Below are 21534 nucleotides of genomic sequence, written 5' to 3'. Positions count from 1 at the left end.
GTGGACCCGAAGATGCTGGAGCTGTCCCTGTACGAGGGGATCCCGCACCTGTACCACCCGGTGGTCACCCAGCCGCGCGACGCGGGACAGGTCCTCAAGTGGGCGGTCGGGGAGATGCGGGGGCGGTACCAGCTCATGATGGAGAACGGCGTCCGCCACATCGACGCGTTCAACCAGTTCGTGGAGAAGCGGCAGCGGCAGGGAGGACGGGCGAAGGCGGCCGGGGAGAGCGACGACCTGGCGAGGATCCCGTACATCGTGATCGTCATCGACGAACTCGCGGACCTCATGATGACCAGCTCGTCGCGGCGGGAGGTGGAGGACTCGATCACCCAGCTCACCCAGATGGCGCGCGCGGCCGGCATCCACCTCGTCTTCGCCACGCAGCGTCCTTCGGTGGACGTCCTGACCGGCGTCATCAAGGCGAACTTCCCGTCCCGCGTCTCCTTCAAGGTGACCTCGCAGGTCGACTCGCGGACCATCCTCGACCAGGGCGGGGCCGAGACGCTCCTCGGGTTCGGCGACATGCTGTTCCTCCAGCCCGGGGTGGGCGGGATCGTCCGGGTCCACGGCCCCTACGTCAGCGAGGGGGAGATCCAGCGCGTCACGGAGCACCTGAGAGGGCAGGGGCCGCCGGCCTACGACACCGCGATCACGGCGCCTCCGTCGACGGAGGAGGCGGATCCGTCGCGCGACGAGATGTTCGACGCCGCGGTGGAGGAGGTCGTCCGGGCGGGCCGCGCCTCCGTATCCTTCCTCCAGCGCCGCCTGAAGATCGGGTTCAACCGCGCCGCGAGGATCGTGGAGGAGATGGAGCGCCAGGGGATCGTCGGCCCCGCCGAGGGCGGGAAGCAGCGCGAAGTGTACGTCACGCGCAAGGAGGAGTGATTCGAATGCGGCCGGTCCGGCTTGCGATCGCGCTGTTCCTCCTGTCGTCCGTTCCGGCCGCCGCCGCGGGGACGGAGGGGGCGGGGGACGCGGTGCTGCGGAGGGTGGGCGACCGGTACGCGTCGGCGCGCACCTTCTCGGCGCGGTTCCGCCAGGAAATCCCTCTCCAGAACCTGGGGATCGTCCGGAAGGCGTCGGGGGTGCTCTATTTCGGCCGCCCGCTGAAGATGCGGTGGGACTACCAGGCGCCCGAGGCGCAGCTGTTCCTCGCGGACGGCGAGAGCTTCTGGTTCCGCCCCGCGGACTCCCCGCAGGTGATCCGCCGGAAGATGGACGAGAAGGCGCTCGGCGGGAAGATCCCGCTGCTTCTCCTGTTCGGCAAGGGGGAGATCGCGTCGATGTTCCGCGTGGAAGCCGCCTCCACCCGCAAGGGGGGGGAGGAGACGGTCCTGCGGCTCCTGCCGCGCGGCGACGGCGCGCCGGAGGTTCGCCGGGTCGACCTGGTCGTCGGGACGAAGGACGCCCTCGTGCGCGAAGTGCACCTCTACGACCGGCTCGGCGGCGAGAACCACCTCTACCTGACGGAAACCCGGCTCGATCCCGCCCTTCCCGCCGACCTGTTCCGCTTCCGCAACCCGGCCGGACTCCCGGTGGTGGACGGGTGACCCCTAGCCCGCATTTCTCACCAGCCTCCTACTGCGGCGGCGGATACGGGCTCGTCTGCTGCGTTGTGCCCCTCTTCCCGCGTTCGGGGTACCCCAGGGAGCTCACTTTGTACGGGAGTGGGGCGCTCGTTCGATCTCCTCGACGTAGTGTCAACTACGCCTTCGTCGCCCTCACGTCGCGCGCCTTGCATCCAAACCCGTCTCCACCGCCTCGCTACGGACGCTGGTGAGAAATGCGGGCTGGGAGGGGAAAGGCGACGGGCACCGTCCGCATCCGGACGCTCGGGTGCGGGAAGAACGCCGTGGACGCCGAGGTGATGGCGGGGCTTCTCGCGGAGGGGGGATTTTCCGTCGTCAAGGGCGGTCGCGCCGACGCGGCGGTCCTGAACACGTGCGGGTTCATCCGCGCCGCCAAGGAGGAGTCGATCGCGGAGATCCTCTCCCTCGCGGACGAGAAGCGGCGGGGGCGGATCCGGCGGCTCGTGGTGGCGGGATGCATGACGCGGCGGTACCGGGACGAACTGCCGGAGCTGCTTCCCGAGGTCGACCTTTTTCTCGGTCCGGGCGACATCCCGGACCTGCCGGGGCTGCTCGCGAAGTTGCTTGCCCGGGACGGCGCGGCGGCCCCGGTCCCGCGCTCCCTCGTGGGCGACGGGGCGCTGTCCGAGGAGGCGTACCGCCACCGGGCGGCCGACGTCTCCGGGGGCGCCGCCTTCCTCAAGATCCTCGAGGGGTGCGACAACCGGTGCTCCTACTGCTCCATACCGGACATCCGGGGCCCCCTGCGGAGCCGGGACCGGGAGTCGCTGCTGGCGGAGGCGCGGGCGCTCGTGCGCCGCGGGGCGAAGGAGCTGAACCTCGTCGGGCAGGACATCACCGCCTACGGGCGGGACCGGGGGGAGAAGGGAGGGCTGGTTTCGCTGGTGCGGGCCCTGTGCCGCGTGCGGGGCGTCCGGTGGATCCGCCTCCTGTATCTTCATCCCGGCGGGGTCGACGAAGGGATCGTCGAACTGCTCCGCTCCGAGGAGAAGGTGTGCCGCTACCTGGACATCCCGGTGCAGCACATCGACGCGGCGATCCTGCGGCGGATGGGCAGGCGGTACGGTCCGTCCGACGTCCTCCGGATGCTGGAGCGGGTGCGCGCCGGCATTCCGGGCGTGTTCCTGCGGACCTCGCTGATCGTCGGATTTCCCGGGGAGACGAGGTCGGCGTTCGACCGGCTGCTGCGGTTCGTCCACGACAGCCGCTGGGACTACCTCGGCGTGTTCCCGTACTCGCGCGAGGAAGGGACCCCGGCGTACGCGATGCCGTCGCAGGTGCCGGAACCGTTGAAGGAGGAACGGGCGCGGCGCGTGCGGGACGCCCAGGCGGACATCCTGGCGGCGCGAAACGCGGCGCTCGTCGGGGAGACCCTCGATGTCCTCGTGGAGAAGACGGCGCCGCGGGGCCGGGCGACCGGGCGGCACCGGGGCCAGGCGCCGGAGGTCGACGGCTCGGTGCTTCTCCGCGGATTCGCGGGGTCGCCGGGGGACATCTGCCGCGCCCGCGTGACCCGCGCGAGGGAGTGGGACCTCACCGCCCGGGCGGCGCGTCCCGAAACCGATTGACACGGGGTCGGCCCCGGTTATACTAATGCAATTTTATTTCCCGACCGAGGCGGGCCCCGATGAAGACGATCAAGGACATGCTTCTCAAGATGCGCGCGGAACTGGTCCAGGAGATCGCTCGCCGCTCGAAGGCGACCACCGAGGCGGGGGCGCAGGACATCGGCGACATCCTCGATTCGGTTTCCGAGGAGAGGACCCGCGAGCTGGACATGATCCTGACCGACCGGGAGAAGCGGAAGCTGCTCCAGATCGACGACGCGCTCGACCGGATCGAGGAGAACACGTACGGCCAGTGCGAGGAGTGCGGCGTGAAGATCCCCCGGCCGCGACTGAAGGTCCTCCCGTTCGCGAAATATTGCGTCGAGTGCCAGGAGAAGACGGAGCGGGAGGAGAAGTACACCCGCGAGGAGCCGGAAGAGGGGATCAAGAAGGTCCCGATGGGCGAGGTCGAGGAGTAGCCCCGGGGTCAGCCTTCCTCCTCCTCCTCCCGGAGGGCGCGCCGCAGCCGTTCGACCGCCCGGTTGTGTTCCGGCAGGGTCTTCGAAAAGGCGTGGGACCCGTCGTTGCGCGACACGAAGTACAGGTACTCCGTTTTCGCCGGCTCGAGGGCGGCGGCCAGGGAATTCAATCCCGGGTTCGCGATCGGCCCCGGCGGCAATCCCCGCCGCAGGTAGGTGTTATAGGGACCGGGCGTCCGCAGGTCCTTCCGCGTCACCGTCCCGTCGAAACGCTTCACTCCATAGATCACGGTCGGGTCCATCTGCAGCGGCATCCCCAGGGCCAGCCGGCGGCGGATCACCGCCGAAACGAGCGGCCTCTCCTCGTCGACCCCGGTCTCCTTCTCGATGATCGAGGCGATCGTCACGACCTCGTGCAGCGAGAGTTCCGTGTCCTTCGCCTTCCGGGCCAGCTCCCGCGCGAATTTCTCGCGGAACTTCCCGACCATCTCCTCCACGATCTCCTCGGGGGCGACCGGTTTCCGGAAGATGTACGTTTCCGGATACAGGTACCCCTCGACGCTGTCCCCCGGGATCGCCAGCCGTTCGATCACGGCCGGGGAAGTGGCGGCCGAAAGGAACGCCTCCGGGCCCGCCAGCGTCTTCTCCGCGACCAGGGCGGCGACGTCGTAGAGGTTCGCCCCCGGCGGGACCGTCACCTTGTACGTTTTCGCGTCCCCCCGGTGGATCCGGTCCCACACCTCGTAGGCCGACGGAGGGGTGGGGAAGGAGTACTCTCCGTACTGGAGCCGGCGGTCGGTGCGGGTCAGGAAGGCGAGGGCGCGGAATGCCAGCGGGTGGGGGAGCACTCCACCCTTCCGCAGCGCGGAGACGACGTCGGCGAGGTGGCTCCCCCTGGCGACGACCACCACCCTTTCCGTCCAGTTCTCCGCGGGCGGCGTGTCGAGCAGGATGAAGGCGGAAAGGAGCAGGGCCACGGCGGCAGCGGCGGCCGCCGCGCGCGCCGGCCGGCGGCGGGGCCATCGAGTTCCGGAGGGGGTCATTTGCGGTTCCGCAGGTCCAGGAAGCTCTGGAGGAGGAACATCGCGGAGAGGCTGTCCCGGATCTCCCTGCGGCGGCCCCTCCGGACCCCGGAGTCGATGAGGTGGCGCTCCGACTGCGCGGAGGTCAGCCGCTCGTCCCACATCGTCACCGGAAGGGAGAGATCCGCTTCGATTCCCGCCCCGAACGCCCGCGCGCGGGCGGCCGCGGGCCCCTCGTCCCCGTTCATGAGCAGCGGGAGGCCGAGCACCACGGAGCCCGCACCGAGGTCCCCGGCGAGGCGTCCGATCGCGGCGATGTCCTTCCGGTCGCCCTCCCGGGCGATCGCCGGGAGCGGCTGGGCGGTCCACCCGAGCGGATCGGACACCGCGACACCGATGCGGCGGCTTCCGTAATCGAGCCCGAGAACCCTACCGTAGAGCGGTGCATCCGCCAAGCTTCCCTCCGGTTTCCCTCTCGTGGAGTGTACGTTCCGGGCGGCGCAACCGTCAACCGGGCGGATTGACGAACCTTTCACCCTCCGGTAAGACTATAGCGGACGACGGAGGGTGGATGGCCGGGGCGATCACCGACGTAGCAGGGGTTCTCGTTGGGCATGCGCACGACGCCGTCCGCGGGTCGGGGGTGACGGTCCTCCTCTTTCCGGAAGGCGCGGCGGGAGGGGCGGACATCCGCGGCGAGGCCGCGGGCACCCGGCAGATGGACTCGCTGCTCCGGACCCACCCGGCACGGAAGATCGACGCGGTCGTTTTCTCGGGCGGAAGCGCCTTCGGGCTGGACGCGGCTTCCGGAGTCGTGCGGTATCTCGAGGAGCGGTACGTCGGGTTCCCGACTCCCGGCGGGATGGTCCCGATCGTCCCGACGGCGATCCTCTACGACCTGGGTTACGGGGACGCCTCTTTCCGGCCGGACGCCCGCATGGGGTACGAGGCGATCCGGAACGCGTCCTCCCTCCCCCCCCGGCGAGGGTCGGTGGGAGCGGGAGCGGGGGCGACCGTCGGGAAGGCGCTCGGCATCCGCAGGGCGATGAAGGGCGGTTTCGGGACCGCGTCGGAATCGGGCGGCGAAACGGTGGTCGGCGCGTGCGCGGTGGTGAACGCTTTCGGCGACGTGATCGATTCCGCGACGGGGGAGTGGGTGGCCGGGGCGAGGGCCGAGGGCGCGGAAGCGCCGGCGGACACGGATGCGTTGTTCCGTTCGGGGTTCCGCAGGGAGCCGTTCTCCTCGGAGAACACCACCCTCGCGGTCGTTGCCACCGGGGACGCGCTCTCCCGCGAGGAGCTCCGGAGCGTGGCGCGGATGTCGCACGCGGCGCTCTGCCGCGCGATCCGCCCCGTCCACACCCCGATGGACGGGGACATCGTCGTGGCGGTCGCCACGGGCCTCTCGGGGAAGCGGGGGAACGTCCTTCAGACGGCGGCCCTCGGGGGACGCGCCCTCGAGGCGGCGATCCTGGACGGAGTGCGGAGCGCGAAGGGGACGACGGCGGTGCCCGCGGCGGCGGAGATACCAGGAAGGCGGGGATGGCGGCCATGATCGACCGGATCGAGGAGGCGTTGAAGGCGTTGCTGTCGGACCCGTCCCCAGCGGTGCGGGAGGCGGCGTCCGACGCGATGGACCGGACCCGGGCGAAGCGATCGGTCGAGGCGCACCGGGAGCGGCTGCGGACCGGGACCCCGGAGGAGAAGATCCGCATCGTCTACTTCGCCGGGGAGATCGGGGGGGCGGAAGGGGTATCGCTCCTGCTGCAGGCGCTATCCGACGGTTCGGAGCAGGTCCGGGGCGCGGCCGCCCGCACGCTCTCCCTGTTCCCGTCCCCTCCCGTCCTCCGGTCCCTGTGGGAGAGACTGCCGAAGGAGCGGGGGATCGTGCTCGCCAACATCGTCGAGACGCTGGGCGCATCGGGCCGGAAGGAGCTGGCGCCCCAGGTGGAGAAGTTCCTGGACCACCCGGACGCCGAAGTTCGCGCCAAGGCGGTCGCGGCGTTCTCGCGTCTCACGGAGGCGGGCGGCTGGGAGAAGATCCTGTCGCGGGCCGCGGACGGAAACGAGATGGTCCGGGCCGCGGTCGCGGGCGCGCTGGGAAACTGGACGTCGTCCCGCCCGTAGCGGTTTTTCCTATGCCATCGCCGTGGCCAGGATCCCTTCGAGCGACAAGGACGGGTGGAGGAGCGGGTTGACCGTTCCGAGAATGACCCGGCGGGCCTTCCCGTCCGGGCCGCCGTCCGAAAGATCCGCCGGTTGCGGGGCGGGCAGCGGGTTCCCGGCGCGGTCGTAGAGGATCGCGATCTTCGGAACCCCGACGCCCCCCGCGGCGTTGCCGGTCACGATCCCGATTTCCATCGTGCTGAGCCGCACCATCGTGCCGACCGGGTACAATCCCAGGGACTGCTCCATGAGGTGCACGAGGTCCGGGTCGAGCGATTTCCCCGCGAGCTTCCGCATGACCTCGAGGGCCTGGACCGGCGTACGGGCCTTCTGGTACGAACGCATCGTCGTCAGGGCGTCGAAGCAGTCGGCCACCGCGATCACCTGGGAGTGCGGGTTCAACCGGTACTCGGGCTCCGGCCTCGGGTAGCCGGTCCGGTCGTACCGCATGTGGTGTTCCCGCACCATGCTGCGGGTTCCATCCTGGATGTTCGTCATCTTCCCCAGGATGGCGAACCCCTCCTCCGGGTGTTTCTTGATCTCCTCGAACTCGTCCACGGTCAGGGTGCCGGGCTTCCGGATCAGATCGAGCGCCAGCTGGGTCTTCCCCACGTCGTGGAGCAGCCCCGCGACGCCGACGCTCACCCGGTCCGGCTCCGGCAGGTTCAGGCTCTCGGCCACGGCGAGCGACAGGATCGAGACGTTGACCGAGTGGTTGTAGGTGTATTCGTCGAAGTTCTTGATCAGCGTGAGGGCGAGCATCGCGTCCCGGTTCCGCGAGAGCATGCCGTCCATGTCGCGAACCGCCCGGTCGGACTCGGCCCCGTTCGGTATCTTCCCGCTGCGCACGTCCTTCAGCGCCTGGACGACGACGTCGATCGCGTTCCCGTAGATCTCGCGGGCGAGGGAGAAATCGTCCTTGTCCTCCTCCGCGCCGGTCACCCGGATGTGCGTCACCCCGGCGCGGGAGAGGCGCTCCATGATCGCGGTGACGGAGAGCCCCTGCTCCTTCGTCTCGTGAAGGAACCGGACGAAGTATTCCACGTCCTCGACGGAGACTCCCCTCTCGAAGATGACGGACGGGATGCCGATTCCGGCGAGCCGCGCCATGAAGAGCTCGAGCGACGACGTGAGCTGGAAGATCGGAACGCCCTCGAGCACGAGGGTCCCGTCGGATACGGTCAACGCCAGCTCCGCCCGGTCCGAGAACAGGGGCTTCAGCTGCGCGAGGCACTTCTCCACGGGGGTGCGGACCAGCGGATGGGTGGCGGGGTAGAGTCCGCGGTTCTTGAGCGAGGCTCCGAGGAGGCGCACGATCCCGGCGATCGCGTTTTCCAGCTGCTTCCGGTCCGTCATGGCTCTCCCCCCGGGGCGTTCAGCTCTCCAGCCGCTTCAACGCCCGTTCCGCCTCGGATCTCAGGTGCCGGTCGGGGGACCGGAGCGCCCGTTCGACCGCCTCCCTGGAATGCTCCCCCTTGATCTTTGAGATGCTCCTCAGGGCGTGGGATTTCATCGCCCGGAATTTTTCCGTCCGGAAGATCGCGTTGAGCGAAAGGATCTGCTCGAGCGCCGTGACCGCGTCCCCGGTGCCGATGGAACGGAGGGAGTCGATCGCCTCGTGGGCGAGCCGGTAGTTGGGGTAGAGGAACTTCTTCATGGCCGCCCGGCGGAAGAGCGCCACGACCGCCTCCGACTCCCTCTTCGAGGCGAGCGCGGCCGTGGCGGTCAGGGCCACCGTCTCCTCCGGGAAGAAGCAGAGTTCGCACAGGGAGGTCACGGCGGAGGGGTGCGGGATCTTGGAGAGCGCCTTGATCGCCTCCTTCTTCACGCGGAGGTCGGGGTGGGAAAGGGTCGACGCCACGTGGGGGGCCAGGTCCGGCATGCCGAGGCTGCCCAGCACCGTGATCATGTTCCGGACCATGTACCACCGGGAATCGGAGAGATTCTCGAGGATGGCGGGCACGGCGACGCGGCCGATCCGCGTCACGATCTCGACGATCGCCTTTCGCGCGAGAAGATCCTCCTCCTCGGCCAGCGTCTGGAGAAGGGGGCCGACGGAGCGCTCCTCGAGCGCGACGAGGACGGTCTCCGTCTCCCGCCGCCCACGGGTTCCCCGCTTCCGGAGCAGGCCGATGTAGTGCGCGATCAGATCGTCGGTCGCGAGCTCCTTGATCCCCATCCGCGCGAGCCTTGAGATCTCCTCGTTTCCCCCGGGAGGGTGCTCGAAGTGGCGGACGAACAGGGAGATCGCCCGGGTGGCGTACTCGATCCTCCGCTCCGGGCGTTCCGCCGCGAGGAAATTCGAGAACTCGAGGATGAGCTCCCGGTAGGCGGCGGGGTCGGTCTCCTTCTCGATCCGGGCGAGGATGGTGTCGATCGTGACGAGCTCCGGGGGAACCTGCTCCTTCCCCGGGACGAGCACTTCCTCGTCGCCCAGAAGCGCTTCGGGGATCTCCTCGAGATCCTCGAGCTCCTCCATCTTGAGAAGCTCGGTCAACTGGTCGTAGTCGACGCGGTTCGCCCAGATGTGGGAGACCTTCGCCTTCATCAGCGCCTTCTCCAGGCCTCCGGCGTCGAGCACCTGGTCGACGTCCGCCGTGATCACCTTGAGGAACGCGACGACTTCCTCGGCCTTCATGCCGGGGAGGAAGATGATGCGGGCCGCCCTGCGGATGTACAGCTCGCGGTTGATGTCCGCGAGCGTCTTCACGACGCCGCCCCCGGGGAGCGGAGTGTCGTTGAGGAGCAGGGCGTTTCTCGTGACCCCGATCTCCAGCCCCGACTCCGGGACCGGTATCTCCTCGAACAGCAGGAGGATTTTCGACATCGCCTGGATCAGAAGCGGGTGGGCGTCGGGGTAAAAGCTGACCGTTTTCATTCCCTTGGCCAGCTCCGTCACGGCCTGCGTCACGCGTTGCAGGAACAGGTCGTCGGCGGGTCCGGGGGGATCGGTCATTCGGTCGATGGAAATCGCGGTATCGTTGGCATACAGTAGTAAATATCCGTCATGGGCGCCGCTCAAGTCAATCGTTTTCGGGCAAACCGGTGGGTGCGCCGGGGATTGCGCGCGACCGCCACCGGCTTCGGTGCCGGGTATTCCCCGGTCGCGCCGGGGACCGCCGGGACTCTCGTCTGCCTCCCACTCTGGTACTGGACCGGAGGGTGGGGTGCGGCGCACTTCCTCCTGCTCGCCGCCGTTCTCCTGGTGTCGATTCCCGCCGCTCGGGAGGAGATCGCGGTCGCGGGGCGGCCGGACCCGCCTTCGGTGGTGATCGACGAGATCGCGGGAATGCTTCTCGCCGCCACCGGGATCCCGTGGGAGTGGCGTCACGCGCTGCTGCTCTTCCTGCTGTTCCGGGCCTTCGACGTGTTCAAGTTCGGTCCGGCGGCGTGGTTCGACGCGAGGGAGGGGCCGGCGTACGTCGTGGCGGACGACCTGGCCGCCGGGGTGTACGCGGCGGCCGCGTACCGGGGGATCCTGTGGCTGGCCGGGTGACGCCTCGCCTGGCGGCACCTCGCCTGGCGGCACGGATCGGCGGGATGCTCCTCGCATCGGGGAGGAGCGTGGCGGTCGCCGAGTCGTGCACGGGGGGTCTCCTCGCGGGGGCGATCACCGGGATTCCCGGCGCATCGGAATATTTCCTCGGGGGGATCGTCGCGTATCACGACGGCTCGAAGACCTCCCTGCTGGGAGTTCCCGCGAAAACGCTCCTCGCGAAGGGGGCGGTCAGCCGCGAGACGGCGCTGGCGATGGCGGAAGGAGCGCTCCGGCGGTTCGGGTCGGACATCGCCGTCGCCGTGACCGGGGTGGCGGGTCCCGGCGGCGGCACCCGCGCCAAGCCGGTCGGCACGGTGTGGATCGCGGTGGCCTCCCGCGGGGGGGGCCGCTTTTCGCACCGGCACCGGTTCCCTGGGGACCGGGCCGAGGTCCGCCGGGCGACCGTACGGGCGGCGCTGGCCGCGGTCGCCCGCGCACTGGAGGGCGCGGGGTGAGGCTGTTCGTCGGGATCGGGCTGCCCGCCGGGGTGCGGGATGCGGTGGGCGACGCGGTGGACGGGTTGCGCGGGGGCCACGCCCCGGTGTCCTGGGTGCCCAGGGAGAATCTGCACGTAACGCTGAAATTCCTGGGCGAACGGGCGCCCGCGGCGATTCCCGCCCTGGAGGGCCCGCTTGCCTTCGTCGCCGGCGCGGTCCCCCCGTTTTCGCTGGTCGCCGAAGGGGGAGGGGCGTTTCCGGGGACGAGGAATCCCCGCGTGTTCTGGGCCGGTTTCCGTGAACCGCTTGAATTGGTCGGGGAGTTGCAACAGAATATGGAGAACGCGCTTTCGGGGGCCGGGTTCCCCCGGGAGGATCGTCCGTTCCACCCGCACATCACGGTCGGGCGCGCCCGCGGAGCGCTACCTCCCGCGTGGGGCGAACGGTTCGTCCGGGCGTTCGCCGGACGAGGGTTCGGCGTCGTGCCCGTGACCTCGTTCCGGCTGTTCGAAAGCCGCCTCTCCCCGGCGGGCGCTTCATACGCCGTCGTCCGCGAATTTCCCCTCCGGGGGAGCCACTAAGTAAAAAGAACAGGAGAAACCGTACATGAGCCAGGACGCGAACCGCCGCAAGGCCCTCGACATGGCCGTCGCGGCGATCGAGAAGAATTACGGCAAGGGCGCCATCATGCGGCTGGGATCGGATCTCCCCGCCCGGGACGTCGCGGTCATCTCCACCGGAGCGATCTCGCTGGACGCGGCGCTGGGGATCGGAGGGATCCCCCGCGGACGGGTCACCGAGATCTTCGGCCCGGAGTCGTCGGGGAAGACCACGCTGGCGCTCCACATCATCGCCGAGGCGCAGAAGCAGGGAGGAATCGCGGGATTCGTCGACGCGGAGCACGCGCTCGACCTGGCGTACGCGAGGAAGCTCGGGATCTCCACGGAGGACCTCCTCATCTCGCAGCCGGACACGGGGGAGCAGGCGCTGGAGATCGCGGAGATGCTCGTCCGCAGCGGGGCGCTCGACGTGCTGGTGGTCGACTCCGTGGCGGCGCTGGTCCCCAAGGCGGAGATCGAGGGGGAGATGGGGGACGCCCACATGGGGCTGCAGGCGCGGCTGATGTCCCAGGCGCTCCGCAAACTCACAGGGACGATCAGCAAGTCCCAGACGTCGGTGATCTTCATCAACCAGATCCGCCAGAAGATCGGGGTGATGTTCGGGAATCCCGAGACGACCACCGGCGGGAACGCCCTGAAGTTCTACGCCTCCGTGCGGATGGACATCCGCCGGATCTCCCAGATCAAGAAGGACGACGACGTCATCGGGGGGCGGACGCGGGTCAAGGTGGTGAAGAACAAGCTCGCCCCGCCGTTCCGCGAGGCGGAGTTCGACATCCTCTACGGGGAGGGGATCTCCCGCGAGGGGGACATCCTCGACCTGGGGGTGGAGCTCGATATCGTGGAGAAAAGCGGCGCGTGGTACTCTGTCGGCGGGGAGCGGATCGGGCAGGGGAGGGAGAACGCGCGGATCTTCCTCAAGGAGCACCCGGAGATGGCCGGCGACCTGGGGAGAAGGATCCTCGCGAAGCGGGGAATCGGGGAGTCCGGGAAACCCGTGACGGAAGGAGCGTGACGCCTTGGAGCTGAACGAAATCCTCCGGGCCGCGGCCAAGCACGGCGCCTCGGACGTGCACCTCAAGGTGGGGCTTCCCCCCATCTTCCGGATCAACGGCAAGCTGGTCCCGCTCAAGGTCCCCGAGCCGCTGCGGCAGGAGGACCTGACGGCGATGACCGCCGTCATCTTCCGGGAGGACCAGAAAAGCCGGTTCGAGCGGCACCACGAGCTCGACTGCGCCTACAGCGTCCAGGGGCTGGGGCGGTTCCGGGTGAACGTCTTCCAGCAGCGGGGGACCATCGGCCTCGTGCTGCGCCTGGTCCCGGTCGGGGTGCGGACCTTCGAGGACCTGCACCTCCCGAAGGTGCTCGAGGAGATCGCCCTGGAGGAACGGGGGCTCGTCCTCTGCGCGGGGACCACCGGGTGCGGCAAGTCCACCACGCTCGCGGCGATGGTCCAGTTCATCAACACGCGGCGCAGCTGCCACATCATGACCATCGAGGACCCGATCGAGTTCCTTCTCCGCGACAACAAGAGCATCATCAACCAGCGGGAGCTGGGGGTCGACACCTCGTCGTTCGCCGACGCGCTGAAAAGCGCCCTCCGGCAGGACCCCGACGTGATCCTGGTCGGCGAGATGCGGGACCTGGAGACGATCGAGACCGCCATCACGGCGGCGGAGACCGGGCACCTGGTCCTTTCGACGCTGCACACGCTGGACGCGGGAGAGACGATCAACCGGATCGTCGCCGCGTTCCCTCCGTTCCAGCAGAAGCAGATCCGGCTGCAGCTCGCCTCGGTCCTGAAGGCCGTCGTGTCGCAGCGGCTGGTTCCGCGAGCGGACGGGGCCGGGCGCGTTCCCGCCGCGGAGGTCCTGCTGAACACCGCCCGCGTCCGGGAATACGTAGAGGACAAGGACAAGACCCGGAAGATCCGCGAAGCGATCCAGCAGGGGTTCGTCAGCTACGGGATGCAGACCTTCGACCAGTCCCTCATGGTGCTCCTCAAGGAGAACCTCATCACGCTCGACGAGGCGCTGCGCCAGGCCACCAACGCGGACGACTTCGCCCTCCGGGTCCGCGGCGTCTCGTCCACATCGGACCTGACCTGGGACGACTTTGACAAGGCCGGTCCCCCGAAGGAGCCGTAAGGAACAGCGGGCGTCGGTCCCGGGGAACCCCCTGGAGCTCGCCATCGGCATGCTCGCGCGGCGCCCCCTGAGCTCCGGGGAGGTGGCGATGCGCCTCCTCGGCAAGGGGTGCGCCGAGGCCGATGTTCCCCCGGTGCTCGAACGGCTGCGCGACCTTCGCCTGCTCGACGACCCGGCCCTCTGCATGCAGCTGGCCCGGAGCTACCAGGAGGGGCGCCGTTACGGCCCCGCGAAGATCGCCCGCGCGCTCGCGGCCCGGCGGTTCCCGCGGGAGCTCGTCGCGGAGACGCTTCGGGAGGTGTCCACCGACGAGGCGGTGGCCGAGTCGGCGGCGCTCGCGCTGCGGAAGAAGTTCCGCCGGGGCGTCCCCCCGGGGCGAGAGGGGGCCGCGAAGGCGTACCGGTTCCTGGCGGGGCGGGGGTTCCCCCCGCACGCCTGCAGGCGCGCCGTCGGCCTGCGTTGGGTCGAAAACTCCGAAGGAGACGATTAAATGGCCAAGACGGGTGCGCAGCTTCGCTCCGCCTTCCTCGCCTATTTCGAGCGCAACGGACACAAGGTGCTCCCCAGCTCCTCGCTCGTTCCCGCGAACGACCCCACGCTCCTGTTCACCAACTCGGGTATGGTCCAGTTCAAGGAATATTTCCTGGGACTTTCGTCCGCCGACTGGAAGCGGGCGGCGACCTCCCAGCGGTGCCTCCGCGTAAGCGGGAAGCACAACGACCTCGAGAACGTCGGCTACACGGCCCGGCACCACACGCTCTTCGAGATGCTCGGGAACTTCTCGTTCGGGGACTACTTCAAGAAGGACGCGATCTTCTACGGGTGGGACTTCCTCACCCGCGAGGTCGGTCTCGACGGCGGGCGGATGACCGTGTCGGTCTTCCGGGAGGACGACGAGGCGTACGACCTGTGGCACAAGACGATGGGGATCCCGGCCTCCCGGATCGTGCGGTTCGACGAGAAGGACAACTTCTGGGCGATGGGGCCCACGGGGCCGTGCGGCCCGTGCTCCGAGATCCTCTACGACCAGGGGGAAGGGGTCGGCTGCGGGAAACCCGGCTGCGCCGTGGGGTGCGACTGCGACCGTTTCCTCGAGATCTGGAACCTCGTCTTCATGCAGTACAACCAGGACGAGGGCGGAACGAAGGCGCCGCTGCCCAGGCCGAGCATCGACACCGGGATGGGACTGGAGCGGCTCGCGGGCGTGGTGCAGGGCGTCAAGAGCAACTACGACACGGACCTGTTCCGGCCGATCCTCGCGGGGATCTCCCGTCTCTGCGGCGTGGCTCCGGGGAAGTCGCCCGCCCTGGACGCGGCCATGCGGGTCGTCGCCGACCACGCGCGGGCCACCGCGTTCCTGATCGCGGACGGGATCATGCCGTCCAACGAGGGGCGGGGGTACGTCCTGCGCCGGATCATGCGGCGAGCGCTGCGGCACGGGAAGAAGCTGGGGTTCGACGGACCGTTCCTGCACAAGGTGGCGGGGACGGTGGTGGGGGAGTTCTCGTCCGCGTACCCGGAGCTCGCCGCCAGCGCCTCGTTCATCGACACGGTGGCGTTCCAGGAGGAGCGCCGGTTCCTCGAGACGCTCGACGCGGGGCTGCGGCTGGTCGAGGAGGAGTTCTCCCGGATGGCGTCCGGCGGCGCGAAGGTCTTCCCCGGCGACGCCGCGTTCCGGTTGTACGACACGTACGGGTTCCCGGTGGACCTCACCGCCGACCTGTGCCGGGAACGGGGGGTCGCGCTCGACGCGGCCGGGTTCGAGTCCGAGATGGCGAAGCAGCGGGCGCAGTCGCGGACGTCCTGGAAGGGCGGGGAGGTCGGCGCGGCGGACGCCGTGGCGGCGGAGCTGTCGCGCTCCGGGGCCTCCGTCTCCTTCGTCGGATACGATCGGCGGATCGCGGAATGCCGCGTCGTCGCGATCTTCCTCGCGGGGGTCCGCGTGGCGTCGGCCGACCGCGGCGAGGAGGTCGACATCGTGACCGACGCGACCCCCTTCTACGGGGAGTCCGGCGGGCAGGCGGGGGACACGGGGAGGATCTCGGGCGACGGTTTCGCGCTGGAAGTCACCGACACCCGCCGCCCCTCCGCCGAGCTCATCGTCCACCGGGCGCGGGTCGTCGAAGGGACGGTCCGGGAAGGGCAGGAGGCGTCCCTGGCCGTCGACGAGGCGAAGCGGCGTTCCGCGGAGGGGAACCACACCGCGACGCACCTGCTGCAGGCCGCGCTGCGAAAGACGCTGGGGACCCACATCCGGCAGGCCGGGTCGTACGTTGGCCCCGACAAGCTCCGGTTCGACTTCACCCACTACGAGGGGCTCTCGCCCGAGGCGCTCGCCGCGGTCGAGGAAGAAGTGAACCGGGCGGTATTTTCCGCCGCCCCCGTCTCCTGGGAACATCTTCCGTACGAGGAAGCGGTGGCCGCGGGAGCGATGGCCTTCTTCGGAGAGAAGTACGCGGACATCGTCCGGATGGTGACGGTCCAGGGGGTGAGCCGGGAACTGTGCGGCGGGACCCACGTCCGCAACACGGCCGAGATCGGCCTGTTCCGCGTCCTCTCCGAGGGGGCGCTGGCCGCCGGGGTCCGGCGGATCGAGGCGGTCACCGGCCTTCCCGCGTGGCGACTGATGCGGGAGGAGGCGGAGACGCTCCACGGCGTCGCCCGGGAGCTGAAGGTCGCGGGGGCGGAAGTCCCGGACCGTGTCCGGAAGCTCGCCGCGCAGATCAAGGCGCTGGAGAAGTCGCTCCAGGATGCGCGAAGGCGTTCCTCGCGCGACCTGGTGGGAGAGATCCTCGCGTCCGCCGTCCTTCGGGACGGCGTCCGCCGCGTGGCCGCGGAGGTGGAGCCGATGGACCCGGCCTCGCTGCGCGAGCTTGCGGACGCGGTCAAGGGGAAGCTGGGGAGCGGCCTGCTCCTGCTGGGGACCCGGGAGGGGGACCGGTGCCACCTCGTGGCCGGCGTGACGTCCGACCTGACCGCGAAGTTCTCCGCATCCGACATCGTGAAGAAGGCCGCGGCCCACGTCGGGGGCGGCGGGGGAGGGAGAAAGGACATGGCGCAGGCGGGCGGCTCCGTCCTCGACGGGCTCCCGAAGGCGTTCGAGTCGCTGTCGGAGTGGTAAAGGGATTCCCCGCGCGGAACGGACGGGTCAGCCGGGAGGCGACTCCCGGTCGATCGCGTTCAGGTACACCTGCACGATCTTGTTGAGCGGGTCCCGGTACAGCGCCTCCTCCCAGCACCGGCGCGCCGGTCCGCGGTTTCCCGCGAGGTAGTGGAGCACCCCCTTCTGGATCAGGGCCGCCGCGTTTCCCGGCGCCCCCGCGAGAAACGCCTCCACCTCGGCCATCGCCTCCTCCGGCCGCCCCGCCTCCCGCAGCGCCGCGACCAGCCGCACGCGGATGTCGGGGTATTCCGGCGCGGCCGCGAGCGCGTTCCGGAAGTGCGAGATCGCCTCCTCCTGCCGGCCGAGGGCGAGGTACAGCTCCCCGAGCTCCTTGTGGAGGTTGGCGATCCGGCCGCGGACCAGGTTCTCCCCGGGAGGAGTCCCGTGCCGGGACAGGATCCCGGCGGCGCGGTCGTACGCCTCCCGCGCCTCCTCGTACCGTCCCATGTCGTTCAGGGTGATCGACTGCGACAGCAGGGCTTCGGTGTAGTCGGGGTTCAGGGCGATCGCCTTCCCGAACCGTTCGACCGCCTGCCGGTAGTTCCCGCGCTGGTGCTCGATGAGCCCCAGGGTGTAGTGGAGGTCGGGGTAGTCGGCCCCCCCGGACAGCGCCTCCTGGAGGTGGCGCTCCGCCCTCCGGCAGTCCGCCTCGGTGAAGGCGCTCTTCCCCATCCGGATCAGCGCCGCCAGTTCGCGGCTCAACGCTTTCCTCCCCCGCGCCCCGGGTATTTCGCCGCCAGGGTGCTGCGCACCTTGGCCGCCTCCTCCTTCTTCCCCTGCCGGTCGAGCGCGCGCGAAAGGAGAAGCATCAGGTCCGGCGTGGCCGGCACGTCGGGGTACGCCTCCAGCGCGCGGAGGGCCCGCGCCTCGGCGCTGTCGAACCGTTTCCGCGAAAGGAAGTGGTCGATCACCGCCCCCTCATGGAGGGCGAGGCGGTTCCGGAGCTCCGCGATTCTTTTCCCGGCCTCCGCCGCGCGGGGGGATCCCGGCGCCTTTTCGAGGAACTGCGAATACGCTTTCAGCGCCTCCTGCGTCTTCCCCTGGTCCCGCCCGGGAGGCAGGAGCTGCCCCGAGAGAAGCTTCCCCTTGAGGAAGAGGGCGTCCGGGACCTTCGGGTCCGCGGGGTAGAGGCGGAGAAAATCGTCGAACGCCACCTCCGCCTCGATCTCCTCCCGGTTCGCCATGCGGCTTTCGGCGAGCGCGAACTGCGCGCGCGAGGCCAGCGGCGAGGTGGGGAACCGCTCGATGAGCGTCTGGAACGCCTCCGCGGCGTCCTTGTGCTTCTTCTGCTCCGCCTTCTTCTGTCCGCGCGCGAGCAGGTCCGCGTCGGTGAGTCCCGTCTGGCGGGAGAGTTTGTCGGAGCACCCGGCGGAGAGGAGGAGGGACAGGATCGTTCCGGTGGCGAGGAAAATGCGCATGCGCCGCATCTCCAGACCGTAATATGGTCAACCCGTAATGTCAATGCTACCATGGCCGGCGTGAAGCTCCGCGTCATCCTCGTGGTCCTGTCGTTCCTCTCCTTCCTCTCCGTCTCCGTCGCGGGATACGTCTACCTCCGCTCCCTCGGGGATTCGGCCTCCAAGGAGGCCGAGAAGGACAGCGCGCTCCAGGCCGAGCGGATCCGGAACGGCGTCTCCTCCTTCCTGGCGGAGAACCTGAAGACGGCGCGGGCATTGGCCGGCCTGAAGGAGATGGGGGAGGTCCTGTCCCGTCCCCGCGGACCTTCCGTCGCGCGGGCGAACGCCGTGCTCGACCATTTCCGGGACGCCCTCGCGGCGGACGTCTGCTACGTCATGGACCGCGTCGGGACGACCGTCGCGTCCAGCAACCGGGACGCCCCCGACAGCTTCGTGGGGAACAATTTCGCCTTCCGTCCGTACTGGAGGCAGGCGATCCGCGGGTCGCCGTCCACCTACATGGCTCAGGGGGTGACGTCGAAGGCCCGCGGCGTGTACTTCAGCCACCCGGTGTACGACGGACCGGGCGACCCTCCCATCGGCGTCGCGGTGATCAAGATCTCGACGGAGCGGATCGAGGAGGAGTTCCGCCAGGGGGGCGAGGGGATCGTCCTCCTCGCGGACCCCAAGGGGATCGTCTTCGCCGCGAACCGGCGGGAGTGGCTTTACCGATCCCTGCACAGCCTCACCCAGGAGGACATTGAAGAGGTGTCGCGGTCGCAGCAGTTCGGGCCGGGGCCGTGGGAGTGGAGCGGACTTTCGATCCTCGGCGACGGGACGGCGCGGGACCGGAGCGGCGCGGAGTACCGGTTCTCCCGGCTGGACGTATCGACGTATCCCGGCTGGAGCGTGGTCCACCTCCGCGACCTCCGGTCCGTCTCGCGGAGGATCTCCGCCCCGCTGTTCCGGGTCACGGCCCCGATCATCCTGGCCCTCTGTTTCCTGATCGGGCTCTCCGTCCTGTTCCTCTACCGGCGGGCGAACGACGACATCGTCCGGAGGAGGGCCGCGGAGGAGGCGTTGCGGGAGGCACAGGAGAAGCTCACGCGGCATTCGGGGGAGCTCGAGCGGCAGGTGAAGGAGCGGACCCGCCGGTTCACGAGCATCCTCCGGCACACGCCCGCCGTCGTGTACGTCAAGGACCGGGAGGGGCGGTACATCTACGTCAACCCCCGGTTCACGGAGCTGTTCGGGGTCCGGAACGCGGAGGTGCGCGGCCGGACCGACTTCGACGTCTTCCCCCGCGAATTCGCCGGCGCGCTCCGCGAGAACGACCGGAAGGTCTTCGACGGCCGAAAACCGGTCCAGGCGGAGGAGACGTTCCCGCAGGGCGACGATTCGCGCATCTACCTCACCACGCGCTTCCCGATCTACGACGAGGCGGGGGAGGTCGCGACCCTTTGCGGGATCTCCACCGACATCTCCGGGATCAAGCGGGCGGAGGACCAGCTGCGGCGGCTGTCCGACAGCATCATCGCGGGACAGGAGAAGGAGCGCGCCGCCGTGGCGCGCGAGCTCCACGACGAGTTCGGCCAGGTGCTGACGGCGCTCGCCCTCGACTCGGCGTGGCTCCGGGACCGCCTGAAGGACGCGGATCCCGCGGCGTCGCGGCAGGCCCAGGCGATGTGCGGCATCATCGACAAGGCGATCGACGAGGTCCGGGGGATCGCCACCCGTCTCCGTCCGGGCGCGCTTGACAACCTCGGGCTGGTCGACGCGCTCGACTGGTATATACGGGACTTCGAGAAGCGTTCGAGGATACGATGCGTCTATCGTCCCCGCGGCGTGCCCCGGATCGCGGACAAGGCGGCGACCGCCGTCTACCGGATCGCCCAGGAGGCGTTGACGAACGTGGCGCGCCACTCCGGAGCGACGCGGGTCGACGTCGCGCTCCGCGTGGAGGAGGGCGCCCTCCTGCTTTCGGTGGAGGACGACGGGAAGGGGTTCGACACGGACCGGCTGGACGAATCGAAGGGGCTCGGGGTGGTCGGGATGCGGGAGCGCGCGTCGTTGATCGGGGGAACGCTGTCGATCGGCAACCGACCGGGCGGAGGGGCCCGGATCGACCTGCGGCTCCCGCTCCGCGTCGCGAAAGGGGAGCCGGCGTGATCCGCGTCCTCCTGGCCGACGACCACAGCATCGTCCGGGACGGCCTGCGCCGCCTGATCGACGGCGCAGGCGACATGGCCGTGGTGGCCGAGGCGGCGGACGGCCGCGAGGCGATCCGGAAGGCGGAGGAGACCCGGCCGGACGTGGTGGTCGTCGACATCTCCATGCCCGGGATGGACGGCCTGGAAGCCGTGGAACGGATCCACGGCGCGCTTCCGAAGACGGCGATCCTCGTGCTGACGATGCACGAGGAGGAGCAGTACGTGGTCCGCGCGTTCGGCGCCGGCGCCGGCGGCTACATCACCAAGCGGGCCGCGGCCGACCAGCTGATCCGGGCCATCCGCAAGGTGCACGGGGGGGGCAGGTACCTGAGCGACGAGGCGGCGGAGGCGCTCGCCCGGCGGATGGGGAAGGGACCGTCGGATCGAACCTCCCTGGACGCGCTGTCGACCCGGGAGATCCAGGTCCTGCGGGGGCTTGCCCTCGGGAGGAGCAACCGGGAGATCGCGGAGGGGTACGCCATCAGTCCCAAGACCGTCGACACGTACCGTTTCCGGCTCCTGAAGAAGCTGGGGCTGCGAAACAACGCGGAGCTCACCCGGTTCGCGATCCAGAACCGGATCATCGAGCCGTGAGCACCGGCCTTTCGGTCCGCCTGTAGGGAAATTCCCTACAAGGAAATCAAAACCGCTCCGATGACCCCGTTCCGACTCCCTTGATATAATTTCCGTCGCGGGAAAGTCCCGTGGACCGTTTCCAGACCGTGTCGCTGCGACGGCAGGGTGTTTCGCCGGCATTGCAGCGGATATTCCAAAGGAGGAGATCATGAAGGGAACTGTCGGCAAGGCGTTCATCGTCGCCGTGGCGATCCTGTCGCTGGCCATGGCGGCGTCCGCCGGTTTCGCGGCGGAAACCATCAAGGTGGGCGTGCTGCTCCCCCTGACCGGCTCGCAGGCGAAATTCGGCGAGATCGAGAAGCGTTCGTTCGAGATGGCGGCCGAGGAGATCAACGCCAAGGGCGGGGTGAACGGGAAGAAGATCGAGCTGCTCTTCGAGGACGATACCGGGAAGCCGGATATCGGGCGATCGGGGATGGAGAAGCTGATCTCCCGGGAAAAGGTGCCCGTCATCACGGGCGGCTACTCCAGCTCCGTCACCGCGGCGGCGGCGCCCGTCGCGCAGCGGTTCCAGGTGCCGTTCGTCATCTGCACCGGGTCGGCCGACGACATCACCGAGAAGGGATACGACTACGTCTTC

The 21534-nt window shown here is 69.4% G+C and carries 22 protein-coding genes; 16 read left to right on the top strand and 6 right to left on the bottom strand.

All coding sequences use genetic code 11. The features are described from left to right. From HZB86_05065 to HZB86_05050, 4 genes are all read left to right on the top strand, one after another. Positions 1-888, top strand: an 888-nt coding sequence (locus HZB86_05065) for a DNA translocase FtsK (GenBank protein ID MBI5904905.1), incomplete at its 5' end; no start/stop codon positions are given. A gap of 5 nt (positions 889-893) precedes the next feature. After that, a complete protein-coding gene (locus tag HZB86_05060) occupies positions 894-1553 on the top strand; it encodes an outer membrane lipoprotein carrier protein LolA (GenBank protein ID MBI5904904.1) in 660 nt (219 codons plus the stop codon). Between the two features lie 233 nt (positions 1554-1786). Beyond that, on the top strand, positions 1787-3160 hold the full coding sequence (rimO, locus tag HZB86_05055; protein MBI5904903.1) for a 30S ribosomal protein S12 methylthiotransferase RimO: 1374 nt from the start codon (positions 1787-1789) through the stop codon (positions 3158-3160). 59 nt (positions 3161-3219) lie between these two features. After that, positions 3220-3618 carry a TraR/DksA family transcriptional regulator gene (locus tag HZB86_05050; GenBank protein ID MBI5904902.1) on the top strand — a complete coding sequence of 133 codons (399 nt, stop codon included), beginning with the start codon at positions 3220-3222 and terminating at the stop codon, positions 3616-3618. Between the two features lie 8 nt (positions 3619-3626). On the opposite strand, the gene mltG is transcribed toward HZB86_05050, so the two are convergent. Both mltG and ruvX read right to left on the bottom strand, forming a co-directional pair. Then, positions 3627-4661 carry an endolytic transglycosylase MltG gene (mltG, locus tag HZB86_05045; GenBank protein MBI5904901.1) on the bottom strand — a complete coding sequence of 345 codons (1035 nt, stop codon included), beginning with the start codon at positions 4659-4661 and terminating at the stop codon, positions 3627-3629. Continuing rightward, positions 4658-5095: a Holliday junction resolvase RuvX gene (ruvX, locus tag HZB86_05040; GenBank protein ID MBI5904900.1), complete on the bottom strand. Its 438-nt coding sequence runs from the start codon at positions 5093-5095 to the stop codon at positions 4658-4660. The genes mltG and ruvX overlap by 4 nt, the downstream gene beginning before the upstream one ends. Before the next feature lie 116 nt (positions 5096-5211). On the opposite strand from ruvX, the gene HZB86_05035 reads away from it, so the two are divergent. Further along, positions 5212-6195, top strand: a complete 984-nt coding sequence (locus HZB86_05035; GenBank protein MBI5904899.1) for a P1 family peptidase — start codon at positions 5212-5214, stop codon at positions 6193-6195. Continuing rightward, positions 6183-6767: a HEAT repeat domain-containing protein gene (locus HZB86_05030; protein ID MBI5904898.1), complete on the top strand. Its 585-nt coding sequence runs from the start codon at positions 6183-6185 to the stop codon at positions 6765-6767. The genes HZB86_05035 and HZB86_05030 overlap by 13 nt, the downstream gene beginning before the upstream one ends. A 9-nt stretch (positions 6768-6776) precedes the next feature. Here HZB86_05030 and HZB86_05025 read toward each other — a convergent pair whose 3' ends face one another. Together HZB86_05025 and HZB86_05020 are read right to left on the bottom strand one after the other, a co-directional pair. Then, positions 6777-8162 (bottom strand): HD-GYP domain-containing protein, encoded by a 1386-nt coding sequence (locus HZB86_05025; protein MBI5904897.1) that lies wholly within the window; start codon positions 8160-8162, stop codon positions 6777-6779. Between the two features lie 19 nt (positions 8163-8181). After that, positions 8182-9762: a HEAT repeat domain-containing protein gene (locus HZB86_05020; protein MBI5904896.1), complete on the bottom strand. Its 1581-nt coding sequence runs from the start codon at positions 9760-9762 to the stop codon at positions 8182-8184. A gap of 93 nt (positions 9763-9855) precedes the next feature. On the opposite strand from HZB86_05020, the gene HZB86_05015 reads away from it, so the two are divergent. Genes HZB86_05015 through alaS form a run of 7 tightly spaced genes read left to right on the top strand, consistent with a single transcriptional unit; the run spans position 9856 to position 16669 of the window. Then, entirely contained in the window at positions 9856-10302 is a 447-nt protein-coding gene (locus HZB86_05015; protein ID MBI5904895.1) for a phosphatidylglycerophosphatase A, read from the top strand. Positions 10303-10346: 44 nt separating this feature from the next. Continuing rightward, complete coding sequence (locus HZB86_05010; GenBank protein MBI5904894.1) at positions 10347-10799, top strand: nicotinamide-nucleotide amidohydrolase family protein; 453 nt, start codon at positions 10347-10349, stop codon at positions 10797-10799. Then, positions 10796-11362 carry an RNA 2',3'-cyclic phosphodiesterase gene (gene thpR / locus HZB86_05005; protein ID MBI5904893.1) on the top strand — a complete coding sequence of 189 codons (567 nt, stop codon included), beginning with the start codon at positions 10796-10798 and terminating at the stop codon, positions 11360-11362. The genes HZB86_05010 and thpR overlap by 4 nt, the downstream gene beginning before the upstream one ends. Positions 11363-11387: 25 nt before the next feature. Continuing rightward, on the top strand, positions 11388-12416 hold the full coding sequence (recA, locus tag HZB86_05000; GenBank protein ID MBI5904892.1) for a recombinase RecA: 1029 nt from the start codon (positions 11388-11390) through the stop codon (positions 12414-12416). Between the two features lie 4 nt (positions 12417-12420). Beyond that, positions 12421-13548 (top strand): type IV pilus twitching motility protein PilT, encoded by a 1128-nt coding sequence (locus tag HZB86_04995; protein MBI5904891.1) that lies wholly within the window; start codon positions 12421-12423, stop codon positions 13546-13548. Positions 13549-13597: 49 nt separating this feature from the next. Beyond that, a complete protein-coding gene (locus HZB86_04990; protein ID MBI5904890.1) occupies positions 13598-14038 on the top strand; it encodes a RecX family transcriptional regulator in 441 nt (146 codons plus the stop codon). Further along, on the top strand, positions 14039-16669 hold the full coding sequence (gene alaS, locus HZB86_04985) for an alanine--tRNA ligase (protein ID MBI5904889.1): 2631 nt from the start codon (positions 14039-14041) through the stop codon (positions 16667-16669). A 27-nt stretch (positions 16670-16696) separates the two neighbouring features. On the opposite strand, the gene HZB86_04980 is transcribed toward alaS, so the two are convergent. Both HZB86_04980 and bamD read right to left on the bottom strand, forming a co-directional pair. Then, on the bottom strand, positions 16697-17413 hold the full coding sequence (locus HZB86_04980; GenBank protein ID MBI5904888.1) for a tetratricopeptide repeat protein: 717 nt from the start codon (positions 17411-17413) through the stop codon (positions 16697-16699). Beyond that, on the bottom strand, positions 17410-18129 hold the full coding sequence (gene bamD, locus HZB86_04975; protein MBI5904887.1) for an outer membrane protein assembly factor BamD: 720 nt from the start codon (positions 18127-18129) through the stop codon (positions 17410-17412). Before bamD ends, HZB86_04980 begins: the two co-directional genes overlap by 4 nt. 51 nt (positions 18130-18180) lie before the next feature. On the opposite strand from bamD, the gene HZB86_04970 reads away from it, so the two are divergent. The 3 genes from HZB86_04970 to HZB86_04960 form a co-directional block, all read left to right on the top strand. After that, a complete protein-coding gene (locus HZB86_04970) occupies positions 18181-20277 on the top strand; it encodes a PAS domain-containing protein (GenBank protein ID MBI5904886.1) in 2097 nt (698 codons plus the stop codon). After that, positions 20274-20912, top strand: a complete 639-nt coding sequence (locus tag HZB86_04965; GenBank protein ID MBI5904885.1) for a response regulator transcription factor — start codon at positions 20274-20276, stop codon at positions 20910-20912. Before HZB86_04970 ends, HZB86_04965 begins: the two co-directional genes overlap by 4 nt. A gap of 247 nt (positions 20913-21159) precedes the next feature. Beyond that, positions 21160-21534, top strand: a 375-nt coding sequence (locus HZB86_04960; protein ID MBI5904884.1) for an ABC transporter substrate-binding protein, incomplete at its 3' end; no start/stop codon positions are given.

This window comes from Deltaproteobacteria bacterium (assembly GCA_016234845.1).
Taxonomy (GTDB): domain Bacteria; phylum Desulfobacterota; class Deferrimicrobia; order Deferrimicrobiales; family Deferrimicrobiaceae; genus JACRNP01.
Note: the sequence above shows the minus strand (reverse complement) of the source record. Positions and strands in the feature narration are given on the sequence as shown.